The organism is Enterobacter sp. 342 (assembly GCF_036663495.1).
Classification (GTDB): Bacteria; Pseudomonadota; Gammaproteobacteria; order Enterobacterales; family Enterobacteriaceae; genus Enterobacter.
Genome location: NZ_JAWUEI010000032.1, coordinates 1 through 13,030 on the forward strand (window position 1 = coordinate 1; position 13,030 = coordinate 13,030).

The following is a 13,030-nucleotide window of genomic DNA, read 5'->3' on the forward strand; positions in this document are numbered from 1 at the left end:
GGAACGGTCTGCGTTGTCGGGAAGATGCGTGATCTGATCCTTCAACTCAGCAAAAGTTCGATTTATTCAACAAAGCCTCATAGAAGTAAAACTCAGTTAAATGAAGATCGTTTTCTTTCACGTATGCCGCCAATTTGCGGATACGCTGTTCAAGCATTGTATCTATCCGTAAGGAAACACTCTGCGGAACGTCACTTGCAAATTCATTGATACAATCAACGGTAGAAACTATGAATTTATTGGTCATGGCAGGCTCCAGGCCACCGGGGAAACCGGTGGCTACGGTAATTGGCAGGCTTAAGCGCCGCAAAGGGTGTCAAGGGAAGGGAGAAGCTTGCTCAGCTTGTCGTAATCGAGCGGAGACAGTTCTGTAACGAGTTCGACCGAAAGACTAGTGTTGTCTTCTTCACACAGAATATAGATTCCGTCTTCTGGCTCTTTTCCGGCACATGCCTTCAGTCGTTTGTTAACGACCTCCTGGGCTGAATCCGCTACGTCGCAGCTCAGGACATAGCTTGCCACATAGCTGCTCTCACCGTGGTAATGCGTCACTTTACACAGAGCATACTGGATACCGGCTTTGTGAGCCTCATTCATGAGACGAGAAAACTGACAGCCATCCTGGTAATAGTGGGTATCCTTTGTGACCAGAATAGTCATACCCCCAAATTCATCTGTCCGGCTTTTACTGCATGTAAATGCAGCAGTAATTGTTACCATTTCCGAGAGGTCGAATACCGACAGCACGGCAGTTGTGAGGCAAATTGCATGGTCAAGATCAATGGTCTCTCCATGAAAAACTGCCAGCCCACTGCTGGTAACTTCTGTTGCGAACAACAGTTCATAATTGCAGTCTGGGCAGGATGGTTGCCCAAAGCTCGGCTCAGAAGGGTCATACTCAGGGTGGTTCTCGATAATACTGAGGATCAGCTTCTCAGTCAGAGAACAATCTGTCAGTGGCTTATCAAGCAAACGCTCACCTTCTGCAATTTCTGCTTCGGTAACGAATGTGATTGCTTCTTGTGCCATTTTTGCCTGCTCCTGAGTGCAGGGAATAATAAACGACGCCTGAGTATAATTATCTGCCACAGTTGACTCCTTGATTATTTAATTAATGTATTTGATGAGAAGATCATAACAAATACACTAATACCAACTAATAACCTGAAGGCGTTTTTTTAGAAAAAATATTAAGAAGAAGAATATGAACACTACCTCATCTTAAATTAATATCATTCAGGATTAATATTCATTTTTTGCAAATAAAAACCGCCAGACGGCGGCTTTTATAAAGAGGGAAATATCATTGGAAGTTGAAATTACTTCACGGCAGGCCGACAAATTACGCGACTGCTGTGAGCTGAAGCGAAACTTGTAGAGGAAACTATAATCACCTTTTCTAAGTCGTCGGCACTGTCAGCAATATGATGCCGGAAAGCCTCCTCTGCATCACCAGGGGAGTCGGCTTCGACCAGGTAGGCCTGATCATCATCATCAAACATAATGCGCCCGGAAATGAGATAAAGTCGGCTCAAATCTGGCGTTGCTGCGCTCGTGCTTCGTTCGTTCAGATTCATTTTTTCTCCGTCTGTTGCTCGTAAAAAGAATGACGCCGGTTTAAAAGGCGTCGCCAGGGTTCGGGCTAAAACGCAGGGTTGCCATCGAGGAAGCTCATTGGCTGGCCAATAGCGGATGCCACCCTGAGAATTTCACCTGGTGTGGCATAACGCAGCATTTCAGAGCGTCCAAATTTCTGATACTCATCTACTGACATCTTTCTCCACTCTGGGTGAGGATCTTTTCCGCACAGTGACCAGTTGCTTTCAGAGGAATCACGACGGAGAACGTACACATCAAGCGAGGCTGTAAGCCCACTTCCATATCCCCGCTGCGCTACAATACGAACCTGAGAACCATCGTCGCGTTGCAACGTCTGGGTTAATTTCGTGATAGGATCCTGAGAATGCATGCCATTTACCTCGTTTTCAAAAGATTTACCGTAAGTAAATGATACCGAATCGAGAATTCTGGCTAATAGGTCAGAAGAAAAAATAATGAATATTTTTGAAGTGTAGGATAATGATTAGAATAAAATGGCCTGAATAAATCGCTAGCGGTTAAATCCGCTTATTTCAGAGAAGCTCTGATTTAGTAGTTAGGGAAAACGATGCGGTGAAAAGTAACTTTTACACCGCAATTCAGAAAAAAGTTTCAATTAGTCACATTACGAATAACCCGGCTTACTTTCGCATGTGCGTTCCCCTGGATGTTAAAGTAAAGCCCCTCAGGCAGACTCGTCGCCCACTTAACTCCTCGCTCAGCCATACGCTTCGGTGTTTCCAGCCAACCACGAGGAATATTGCCCGTAACGTCACCGATAACCCGTGAAATGCATGCTGCTACCCGGATGCCGCCGGGAATATCGCATTCGGATTCAACAATATGCATAACCTCAAATAAAGCACCATGCCGCTGGACATGATCGCCAATGTGCAACTCGATAGGAGAAACCATTTCTGTATCTGACTTCATATCTGTCCACCTTTAATTTAGAAACCGTCTAAATTACCAATATAGTTAATGTACCGGATGTTAATTCAACAAGTTCTGTATCACAACCATCAGTTTTTTTTGTTGGGTCTATATCGGAGAAACAAGTGAATATTGAATACACTCGTTAATACAGACAACCGGAAATGAATGGCACCCTAATTATCTCTGCGGCGTATGCTAAGCCGTTAATATTGTCATTTTATGGTAGAAACAATGCAAAATGAATAAACCGCTTGTCGCTTCAAACCACTTTATCAAAACCGTTAACTTGCATTAAGCCCGATACAGTTCGGCGAGCTCGTCCAGCATGGGGTTACTCTTATATCCCGGTGCGGCCGTAAAAAGGTTTCGGGAAATCGCCAGCCATTCCATGATTTTGTCCGTCGCCAGCCAACGTCTGCCAAGTCGCTCGGCTGCGATGGGAACTTTATGCAGGCCAGCGAAGGGATCTACAACAAGATCTCCCGGCTCTGTCAAAAACTCAATCAGAAACGCTGCAAGCCTGGTAGGAGACGTTGCACCATGCAGCGGAAAACCTAGCTCGCGGGCAATGGAATGGCAAAATCTCGTATCAGCGCAGCTATTGCCGTAAAACAAAGTATTTTTGGGGATCGTTCCTTCTGTTTTATTTCCAAAGGATCCGCTTTTAAGCTGGTACGCCCCATCACCATAAAAGGTCGTGCGATTTTCACCGCCTGCTGCCTGCAATTTAAGATGCTGCTCTGAATGCGGTTGCAGTACACGTAAGTTGTTTGAACGAACCTTACTCGCATCATTGGTAAACCACAGCACAGGCTCATACGATGAGCAGAGCTGCACTCGTTGCTTACATGCCCAGTGCGTTGGCGATGGGGGCTTACTGCGATTCACCCACTGAAGCCTGTCCATGAGCTCAAGCCCCAGCTTGTCACATAATGCCAGTGTCAGACGCTCCAGATACAGAGAACGTGAAGGCCTGCCCCTATTAAAGCTATCTTGAGTGATATTCAATGCCACACTTGCGCCGGGTACAAGCTGTTTCACGATCGGTTCGAGGATACGCAGAAGCCAGTCAATATAAACCTGCTCGCCACGCCCCCCGCCATGCCCGTAGTCTCTTGAATTTCGAAGGAGGTAAGGCGGCGAGGTCAGGCAAAGATGAATTTGCTCTGTGATATTGCTGAAGAAGGCATAGGCGTTTCCAAAAACCGATGCCCCAAGAGAAGTTGAGAAACCGACAACACAGAGCTTTTCCCATGACTCGTGTAGGTTTGTTTTCGTCTTAGAGGAGTATCTCCAGACGCCCCGTTTTTCTGGAACGCGTTCGATGACTCCGGCCTGCCGAAGAGTCTGCTGAAACCAGCGTACTTTGTGTTTGACGCCGCTGGTTCTGGTTTTATCTGACCCAAATTCTTTCAGTTCGTGCAATTCGGCATCCGACATGCCAGTTTCACGCTGCACTTCGCGATAAAGCTCGTCGTTGCTCAACGGCAATTCGGAGGCTGCGTAGATCCGTGCAATTAAATCCGTAGAAATCGTGCTCATCAGCCATCCTTAATGGAGATGCAGTTTAAATATCGGCCTGATGGTTGGAAGGGGGATTACTAAATCAAACCGATCTGTTTATTTATAGGCTTTGTCAGGTCATGCAGCACAGCTGGGCATGCGCAAAGAGACCCAGTCTTCTTTAGCGGAGACACCTTCAAAAGTTGTACTCAATCAGCCCCAAGATTTTGAAACTCAATGTGCTTTTGCTCACACTCCTCCCTGCCCCACGAGCCCTGCCATTCACAGATGTCCCGGTACTTAATTTCCAGCTTATCCATCTGTGAGAGGTTAGCTGTTGCGAAGTCTGGCCATATGTCGTGCCAGCATGCGTTGTACGTGACGCCTGCTGGTGGGCAATACATCATTGCATCAGCATGGATAATTTCAACGCGAGGATCGTTTGCAAACGAGGCCGCAACGAGGTTAATAACGTCCTGTTCTTTTTCAATTACTGTTACATGGGTTACATCTTCTTTTTGAAGAATGGCGTGAAGCACCATCCCCAGACCAAGACCATTAATGAGCACGCGCCCGGTGGCTCGCTCTAAAAAATCCTGGCAGGTTCTGATCTCCATCGGGGTATTGGACATCACCACATCCCAGCCGTTGGACAAACGCCGATATCTACCGGGCGGGATAAACTCGTCTGTATTACCTGTATACTCGGCACGAAGGGCGAGGCTCATCGCCTTATCTGCGGTAATTTCGAATGTGTCCAGTTTCCAGGTTCCGGACGTGCCGTCTTTAACGGGTAAATCAGAAAAGCAGCTCTTCATCAAGGCAACCAAAATTCCAGTAATGTTGTTACGCTGAACCTATCACAAACCTGCTCTTAATACAGTTATCAGGAGTGACAGCGATCTTTGAGGAATCGTTTAAATCACGGGCATCCTGTAGCGGACGCCCGATATTTAATCAAATGTCGCAGGTGTTAAAGGAAGCGTTGCAAAGTTGCAACGTCTTCTGGAGCAACCTCCACGCAGCTCCTGACACTGTAGTGATTTTCGCCGTTGTAGTCGTAAACCCCACCGTCTTCAAAACTCAGCTGTTCAAGCTCGCCATGGCACTCTGAAATGAGTGCCGTCTGGCAAGCATTTTTCTCACAATCGCTGACGAGTAACCGAACATAGCTATTCTCATGGTCGCCGTTTCGGTTCTGGATTTTAACGATAAAGTGTTTTTCAGACATTTGTGCCTCCAGCACAGTTTGAGGTTAATTTAGCGTTGCCCCGGCTCACCGGGGCAAGAATAAATCAACCCTTAATGAAACTGTGCCCCCAGGTGTTAGGCTTAAATGCCTGCTCTTTGATATATGTTTTCATTACCTTGCAGGTTTTTTTCAGGGCTTTGGTATTGGCATCGGTTACTGAGATAAAATGGCGAGAATAACGGTTTTCCCGGTATTGCTTATCAGCGTTTGGGTCAATTGCTTCGCTTTGCAGGAGTCCTTCGTGCCTGCCAATTACTATTACGTAGTTCATTTCACCTGAAACACGATCCGTGAGTAATTGAATGGAAATATCAGTCGCTCGCGTGGCCTGGCTAGCAGAAATTTTTGCATGTAAGAAAGCTCCCTTTCGAAAGTTGGCCGGAGTCAAACCTGTAATATCCTCGGTGCTAAAATTAAGTGAAGATAGAGTTGAAAATAAATCACAGCTAATGACTTCAGTATTATTAGACATAACCCGGCTCCGCTCATATTCATGTTAAGGTAATTATATCAGGTTGATAGCATTACCTAATAACTTGGTGGCAAAAAGTTGTGGTTTTTGATTAACTAAAATTGATGTTCTCAATACTGCTCAAGAATTCTTTCTTTACACCCGGAGTAAAAGGTATACGTTCAATGTATTTATAAAGCGTCGCAAAGGTTTTGGTTTCAATGTTTCGTGAAATAACATCATCAATCGGGTCTTCGAACATATTAATAAAAACATCAATATGCTGCTCTCCGCTTTCTGAAGCTAAAGAGAGAATACAGACCACTTCAATGTAGCGGTTATCCTGCTCTGCAATGAACAACCAGTGCCCTTCGTTAAAGGCTGGTGCAGCACTGAAGCGTTTTACAATAATTTCTGAAAGAGCATATCCTGCCTGATCCAACAGATTAATAAAGTTGAGTTGAGTTGAAACCACGTCTAACGCTTTCATAAAACCTCCTTTTCATCTGTACTTATTATACTGTTACCCATCCCCCCAGCTAATAACCTCCCAGCAAACTTTCAAAAAAAATACCACCTTTAATTAGAATTGAACACATCCTTTTTAAATAACAAAAAGGATTATGAAACCCACAATGTTTGTGATGTGCCACCAAGGAAAAGTAACTTTTATGTGCTCATAAATCTTATTTCGTATTCACTTTCCTTTGTCTTTCGGTCGTAGATTATCAGGGGAAGCATAAGAAGAATATGTGAGGTTTAAGCAAATGCGGTGATCGGGCATTATAATTTGGTGAGGCTATTATAAGTGGATAAAGATAGTCGTAGGTATAGGATCAGGTTAAATTGCATTTTCCCGGTTGCCTTCCCTGGCCTACCGGTTTCAGCTCAGATACTAAGACCAGCGGTAATACTTAAAATATTCCTCATTTGCAGCTATAAACTCCCTCAAACCGTTCATTAATCCCTTCTCAAACGCTGTCACGATAAACCGGTAACCGTCCAGTGTTTCAATGTAGTAAATACCGCCTGGTGTAATTCCAACATGCAACACCTCGGCTGTCATCATAAACTGGCCTTCCGGAAAATCATGCGAAAGGTAAATGAAACCAGTAGTGGCCGATGCGGGTGTGGCATTCACTAAGACCCCGTTAAACTGCTGCCCGTGCCTCGCCGGTACAAGCTCACTTCCCCTGGTTGACTTATCAAGCAGCCTCTTAACATCTTTTTCTTCTTTTAACGAGGTATAGACCCGCACATCACTGTCATCACCTGGGCGAGAGCCGGTGCCAACATGAGCAAGACGACGGTAAGCACTGCGCATATTAACGTGGCAGGATGCCCCTGCTCTACCCTGAAGCCTTACGCCAAAGTCTTCGCAAAGTAACAAAATCTGACGTAGCTGGTTTTCATGCACGGACGCTGAGAGTGAAAGATTGAAACAGGAAAAGGTCAGTTCTAAAACCTTTTCGCGTTTGTCATTGAAATGAGCTTCCAGCCTGATGACTGGCTTTTCCGACATTGCAAAAGCTTTGTCCGTTACTCTGTACCGGCATTCATCTCCGAAACATTCTTTAACAACGCTGGCTATGACCGTGTCGTGTTCTCCATCTTCCGGAGCTGGCACAAAGATTTCAAATTGTGCCGGTGTATCCGGCTCAAGCAGAACGGGATAGAGACGCGGAGAATTAAGCAAAGCGCATTCAGAATTAATGAGCTTAACCCAGGCGCTTTTGTCGTCCGGATCCTTAAGCTGCTGTCCAAGGTTATCGCAAAAGTCAACTATCTGACGGGTATGCTCATCCGTGACTGCACAGATCAGGTTAAGACCATGCGTGGCCATACGCAGTTCCCGGGTTCGGGACTGGGAATTGATCGACCAGGGGTTAAGTGAAAGCGAAATAGGGCTTATGGAAGGGACGACCGTCTCATTCTGCAAATCTGTAAGCTGGCAGTTCGCAGTAGGCTTCGGGGAAAGGGTACTAAATATGTAACTTGCCTGTTGTTTAGTACTGGCCTGGATATAAAACATCGCGTCCATGCTTGTATCCCGGGATGAAATTGAAAATAGCTTCATTTTTAACCTTAATGGATGAGCGATTTATAGTCATGTGCAGACAAATGAACATTATGTGCGCCATCATTCCATTCAAAGAATAATCGATACTTAGAGTTTACTCGAATGGAGGAATAACGGTTTGACGTCATTCTTAAGCGTTCATAACGCAAGCTGTTGGATAATAACTCCCGCTCACTCTGGACATTATCCAGCGTTTCAAGTCGACACAGAATCGCGTTAATAATTTCAGAAGGAATACCTGCCGTTGTTTTTCCATTACGGAAGAACTTTTCAAGCCGTCTGTCTTTAAATGAATGGATCATAGTTCCTCCGTAATAATTGACCTTAAAATTAAATTAAAAGGGCTTTGAATTAATGAATACCTAAAATGCGGGCGGCAACTGCCAGCTGCTTATCACTTAACTGACGCTGGTGGGTTAAAGAAGACTTAAGGCTTTCCAGAAAATTATTACTACTGGATTGTTGGGTGATTGCATCAACCATTTTTTGATGAGACCTGCACCATGCTGTGAACGCAGAACTGTGGGCGCTTTCAGTCCTTAAACGCTCGTCTTGCAGGGATGCTGACACTTTGCGGGCAGCTTGCGCATTAATGCGGTACAGCGCATTCAGCGTGTAAGCAGTACGGGTCGTTTCGAGGCTGTAACCCGTGGCTTTACAAGCCATACAGCGACTTCTATAAAAATGCTTACGCTCTCCCCGCCCATTGCATTTATCGCAAACAATACGAAAAGTATATTCCGCAGTACCTTTTACAGAATCAACACAGCGGATTTTTGCGCTGGAGATTTCAATTCCACTGCGATCATAATATTTGGTCATAATGTGATTCCTCCGGTTAGTTCTGGAGTAATCATGACAGAATGAATCTACTGGCTAATAACCTGAGAGTAAATATTTTAAAAAAACATTGAGAGAGGGGCTGCAAATTTATACACGAAGGATTCAAATATAATTTGTTTAAAAAATTAAGAGCATTCTGAAGTAAAATTGCATCAAAAAGCATTCATGGATAAATCATGTACTGGTGCCAGCGATTTAAACGAGGACATTGTTCCGGTGTAATTACACAGTTTAGCATCATAGATTATAACCAAAAGGAAGGAGTCCTTCCCGTCTCGGGAATATTACTTTCCCGTTTGCAGTTTAAGAGACACTTAATGAGAAAGTAATAATTAAGTCATGCTCAACTCTACATTTTACATTGAGGATGGCGTAACAGGGTACGGCATACTACCGTACCCTTGTGTAGGGTTTATGTTTGAGGGAATTCTATAGTAAATGTGGCCGTGCCAGATTGACCACTTACAGCGGGAGTAACGGGATATGTGCGCTCTTCACCATTACCAAGATCCAGTGACAGCGATTTAGTTTCACCAGGCTGGACCGTAACTCCGGCAACCGTAACGCCGAACTGGGCGTTTTTCTGAACAGTCAGGGTTCCGTTTAACTGTCCGGTAATGATAGAACCGTCCTGACGACGCAACACACTGGTTCGGATGATGGCCAGCGGCGTGTTGTCCGTTGCTTTCAGTGCTACGGCTGTGGCCAGCGTCTTGAGATTATCCAGCATAATCAGGTTAGCTGGCTGGTAGGTAAAATTAAGCGTTTTAGTGGTCCGGTTACCTGATTCGTCAATAGCCAGAGCCTCCAGATGATACATCTGTCCCGATTCGTCAGTATTGGGGAAGATTCTGGGGTATTCAGGAATAAAGACATCCTTGGATAGCGGCGTGAATGCAAGGGTGACCTTTTCAGAGTTAGGTCCACCAGCGAGCTGAAGCGATATCAGGGAAGCATCCCCAGAGGCATCAGTAACGCTTATGCGTAGGTTCTCAAGCCCTTTAACCAGTTTTCCTTCTGCGTCTGCGCCATTAAAGCTGAACGCAATAACCGGAAGCGTTGAGTCAATTTTCAGCGGTGCATTAAGCGTTTTGGTTCCTGTGTTTCCAACAAGATCCGTGGCAGACACGCTAACAACCGTATAATCCCCGTCCGGTAGACCAGCGTATGAGAAAGTGGCGTTTTTGGTTTTATAATCGCTTTCACTGACAGTCACAGGCTTCAGGGTGAAAGTTTCCCCCCGGGCATTTTTAAGGGTGGCTTCGAAAACTTTGGTATCCCAGTAGCTGATGTTCCAGGCGTTGACGCGATCATTATCGGTGGCCGTCATAGTGATTGTCTTGGAGGCCTTGTTTACCTGAGCGACATTAACCACCGGTGGGTTGTTATCCCAGATAACCGTAAAATTACCAGCAAGCGCATCGAATATGCTGTCACCATCTTTTCCCGAGTAAAGATGCAGATACTCAAATCCTTTGTCACTGGTGTAGTTGAAGTTAACCGTCATCTCGCATGAACTTTGTCCGACAGGAATAGTGCAGAACCAGGCTGCATTTTTTACCGTTCTGAACTTTTGCACGTATGGTCGGGGTTCTGCGGTTACCTTTATGCGGCTAATGGTGGCGGTTTTAACGCTGATTGAGGCCTGAGTTAACCACTCACTGGTATCACTCCGGTACATCTCTTTAGCCACTATCTTCGGGGCTATTTCCATCGCCGGGGCTGGAGTGAAGTTGAGGGAGTTATGATGAATTCGTCTTACTCCTCCCGCCAGAGTCTGAAATTCATGATAAGTATCCCCCACATTTGGATATATGTATTTGAAAGTATAGATATTATAAGTGCTATCGGACGTCTGGAAATTCGAGTCCGCCCAGCCATATTTGGAACCGTTAACAGCAGTAAAGTCACTTTTCTTCCTTAATACCCGTACGGAAATAGGGTTCTGGAAGACGGTCATGCCAGACTGATAGGAGACCCATGATCCGGTAGTGGCGTCCTGCACCTGGATGATATCGTCAGGCTTAACCCGATCAATTACGCTTCGGCGGCTTAGTTCGCTCCTGTTTCCCGCTTTGTCATAAAGGTAGATCCCCACTTTATATTCAGAGCGGTTTTCCGGTGCCAGGGCATTGCTGCTTGCGTCGGCGACTTGAACGGTTACGCTACCTTCCACTGTATTAATTTCCGCTGGCTTTTTACGCTCCACTCCAGCGGCATCGGTTATGAAATATTCAGCATTAGCAAGCCCGGAACCTTTATCACTCAGTCCATTAAAGACCAGTGCCTGGACGCTGGCGTACTGCATACCGGCTGGTACTGAAGTGAAGATCGCTTCGCTGCCAAAGTTCCACCCATTTCTCGTATAACTTATGGTACCCGTTGCCGGAGGCGTTCGGTCAATTGCAAGCGGGTAATCCTGCCGGGAGACCTCCTTCCCTTGCAAGTCGGTAATCACCTCTCTGAGGGTGAAGCTATCTTCTCCCATCGCTGGTACGGTCAGAGTCTTGCCGTAATAATCAAAGCCTGTCGAAGATGTGGTACGGTCATCAACGGTAACCAGGCTGCTTTTCGTGCTCCAGATGAGGCTCCCGTCACTTTTCAGCAGACTGAGCGTAATATAACGGTCCAGACCGGAAATAACGGCAACGTCAAAGCTCGTTACCGGATTAATCCATACGGATGCAGGCGATACGGTCTTTTTAACGTTCAGGGTATCTTTAAAGCTGAATTCTGCGATTTCAGCGGAAGCTCCTGCGCTGAAACCTGCAAATGCAATAAGCAGGGCTAGTTTGATTTTCATGGGTTGTCTCCTGATCAGGTTCCCCATGATACTTTTTCAGTGTTCGTGATCTTTTCGGGAAAATAGCTATTTTTGATGTTTTTCTTTTCTGCCCGGCGGGACTTTTTTGTTTACGTGAATGCAACAAAACCAGAAAAGTTACTTTTTGATAGGGTAAAATTAGGTTTCCCTAATTTCCAGAAGCAAGCGAAAGCAGAACTAGCTTAATAGCCATTAAGAACGCCATACCTATTGATAAATAACGCTCCTTACATTTAATGATTTGAGCATTTAAAAATGAATTAGCGAAAGAATTTTGGTTTGCTTTTTATTGCATGAGTAAAACAGTATTAATAATCCGGAGCCATTAGAACGTACTCTAAAGACTCCGGTATACAGATATCTTGCCAGTAAAAATGGCCTTACTCCTCATCATCCCCCAGCGCTTTTTTGATGGCGCGGCGGCGGGCTGCATCACCTACACGATATCCGACTGAATATACGTCATTCAACCGGCGCAGAATAAGATTTATTTCCTCATCTTGAATGTAGGCAGGTAAACACAGAACCACGTCGCCATCTTCATCATAGACTCGAACAACTTCCTTCTGCCCATCTCGCTCGCGAATAATCTGGACATGCTGAACCCTGGTGTATTCTGGGTTTACGCTCATTTTAAGTATCTCTCTGTAATTGTTGTTACCAGTTAGCTATAAGCCGGATAATTCTGGTATTCAGTGTTCTGCACAGCAATCGCCTGCTCGTGGATCATTGACACTGCCAGGCGGGCTTTAACTCGCTTGCTGGTGAGAAAACGCTTCACTTCTTTAAGTTCGCTGCCAGCCGACAGCATATTGAAGACATGCTGTTTGAGACTGTTGTTATTTTTGGCCACTTGTTTCTCCATCATCTTTGTACATGGTTATTTCAGGCTGGCCTGCCAGATCACACACGTTATCCATATGCTTTTGGACCCAGTCTGTTAGACCCAGACCTTCGGCCTTTGCCTGATTGACGTAACGCAGTTTACGTTCAGGGGTAACCCGCATCTGTAGTTGTGCCGTCGCTGGAACCGCCTCTTTCAGGGCGTTAAGGCCCCTCTGATCACGGGCCTGAATTGATGGTTTACCGCTAGGCATCTGATGTATCGCTCTCCCGGCGAGCGGTGGACAGCTCTATTTCTTTTGCGATAGCTTTATCTATGGCATCCAGCTGCATGGCAAACTTGATTTCAAGCGAACAGCGTAATGCCTTCAGGGCGCGTTCTTTGGTGCTGTATTGTGGTATGCCGTTCTGGCTACCATTCATGCCTCGCATGCGGCGGGAGGTTGCATCGACAACCTCTCCCTCTTCCCGTGTGCCGTGAACCGTAGTTCCGCTCCATGTCGGATAAACAGTGCCAGTGGCGGTGTTGAAGCTCCAGCCGTTTTGGTATTCCCCCGAGACCTCTGGTACGGGCATATCGCGTTCAACGCCATAGTCAGACCAGCGTAAAGCGCGGTTTATTCTGGCCTGTGCCACCAGCTCATCATACGCGGCTTGTTCTTTTTTATTCATCGCCATTTAGGGCAATCTCCTTAGAGG

The 13,030-nt window shown here is 45.7% G+C and carries 16 protein-coding genes and 1 pseudogene; 1 reads left to right on the plus strand and 16 read right to left on the minus strand.

Annotation, left to right across the window (positions count from 1 at the left end; all coding sequences use genetic code 11):
- A pseudogene (locus V6E55_RS20240) lies at window positions 1–210 on the plus strand (hypothetical protein); the annotation flags it as partial.
- A gap of 87 nt (window positions 211–297) precedes the next feature.
- On the opposite strand, the gene V6E55_RS20245 reads toward V6E55_RS20240, so the two are convergent.
- From V6E55_RS20245 to V6E55_RS20320, 16 genes are all read right to left on the minus strand, one after another.
- A complete protein-coding gene (locus V6E55_RS20245; RefSeq protein WP_000774871.1) occupies window positions 298–1,089 on the minus strand; it encodes a hypothetical protein in 792 nt (263 codons plus the stop codon).
- 230 nt (window positions 1,090–1,319) lie between these two features.
- Window positions 1,320–1,577, minus strand: a complete 258-nt coding sequence (locus tag V6E55_RS20250; RefSeq protein ID WP_001052325.1) for a hypothetical protein — start codon at window positions 1,575–1,577, stop codon at window positions 1,320–1,322.
- A gap of 65 nt (window positions 1,578–1,642) precedes the next feature.
- A complete protein-coding gene (locus tag V6E55_RS20255; protein WP_000556022.1) occupies window positions 1,643–1,969 on the minus strand; it encodes a hypothetical protein in 327 nt (108 codons plus the stop codon).
- A 242-nt stretch (window positions 1,970–2,211) separates the two neighbouring features.
- Window positions 2,212–2,532 carry a hypothetical protein gene (locus V6E55_RS20260; RefSeq protein ID WP_000834113.1) on the minus strand — a complete coding sequence of 107 codons (321 nt, stop codon included), beginning with the start codon at window positions 2,530–2,532 and terminating at the stop codon, window positions 2,212–2,214.
- A gap of 294 nt (window positions 2,533–2,826) precedes the next feature.
- The gene (locus tag V6E55_RS20265) at window positions 2,827–4,077 is read right to left on the minus strand and encodes a site-specific DNA-methyltransferase (protein WP_000104393.1); all 1,251 of its coding nucleotides are present in this window, start codon (window positions 4,075–4,077) and stop codon (window positions 2,827–2,829) included.
- A gap of 170 nt (window positions 4,078–4,247) precedes the next feature.
- A complete protein-coding gene (locus tag V6E55_RS20270; RefSeq protein ID WP_000833775.1) occupies window positions 4,248–4,856 on the minus strand; it encodes a hypothetical protein in 609 nt (202 codons plus the stop codon).
- A gap of 155 nt (window positions 4,857–5,011) precedes the next feature.
- Window positions 5,012–5,269 carry a hypothetical protein gene (locus V6E55_RS20275; RefSeq protein WP_001290639.1) on the minus strand — a complete coding sequence of 86 codons (258 nt, stop codon included), beginning with the start codon at window positions 5,267–5,269 and terminating at the stop codon, window positions 5,012–5,014.
- A 64-nt stretch (window positions 5,270–5,333) separates the two neighbouring features.
- Window positions 5,334–5,762 carry a hypothetical protein gene (locus V6E55_RS20280; RefSeq protein ID WP_000069824.1) on the minus strand — a complete coding sequence of 143 codons (429 nt, stop codon included), beginning with the start codon at window positions 5,760–5,762 and terminating at the stop codon, window positions 5,334–5,336.
- A gap of 91 nt (window positions 5,763–5,853) precedes the next feature.
- Window positions 5,854–6,231, minus strand: coding sequence for a hypothetical protein (locus tag V6E55_RS20285; RefSeq protein ID WP_044704553.1), 378 nt, complete (start codon window positions 6,229–6,231; stop codon window positions 5,854–5,856).
- A 405-nt stretch (window positions 6,232–6,636) separates the two neighbouring features.
- Window positions 6,637–7,782, minus strand: a complete 1,146-nt coding sequence (locus tag V6E55_RS20290) for a hypothetical protein (RefSeq protein WP_000339750.1) — start codon at window positions 7,780–7,782, stop codon at window positions 6,637–6,639.
- A 44-nt stretch (window positions 7,783–7,826) separates the two neighbouring features.
- Window positions 7,827–8,123, minus strand: coding sequence for a type II toxin-antitoxin system RelE/ParE family toxin (locus tag V6E55_RS20295; protein WP_000581857.1), 297 nt, complete (start codon window positions 8,121–8,123; stop codon window positions 7,827–7,829).
- 49 nt (window positions 8,124–8,172) lie between these two features.
- Complete coding sequence (locus tag V6E55_RS20300) at window positions 8,173–8,643, minus strand: hypothetical protein (RefSeq protein ID WP_000170639.1); 471 nt, start codon at window positions 8,641–8,643, stop codon at window positions 8,173–8,175.
- Between the two features lie 433 nt (window positions 8,644–9,076).
- Complete coding sequence (locus V6E55_RS20305; protein ID WP_000694552.1) at window positions 9,077–11,467, minus strand: Ig-like domain-containing protein; 2,391 nt, start codon at window positions 11,465–11,467, stop codon at window positions 9,077–9,079.
- 401 nt (window positions 11,468–11,868) lie between these two features.
- Window positions 11,869–12,120 carry a hypothetical protein gene (locus V6E55_RS20310; RefSeq protein WP_000115760.1) on the minus strand — a complete coding sequence of 84 codons (252 nt, stop codon included), beginning with the start codon at window positions 12,118–12,120 and terminating at the stop codon, window positions 11,869–11,871.
- Between the two features lie 32 nt (window positions 12,121–12,152).
- Entirely contained in the window at window positions 12,153–12,341 is a 189-nt protein-coding gene (locus V6E55_RS20315; RefSeq protein ID WP_001107529.1) for a hypothetical protein, read from the minus strand.
- 236 nt (window positions 12,342–12,577) lie between these two features.
- Entirely contained in the window at window positions 12,578–13,009 is a 432-nt protein-coding gene (locus tag V6E55_RS20320; RefSeq protein ID WP_001251242.1) for a hypothetical protein, read from the minus strand.
- Between the last annotated feature and the right edge of the window lie 21 nt (window positions 13,010–13,030).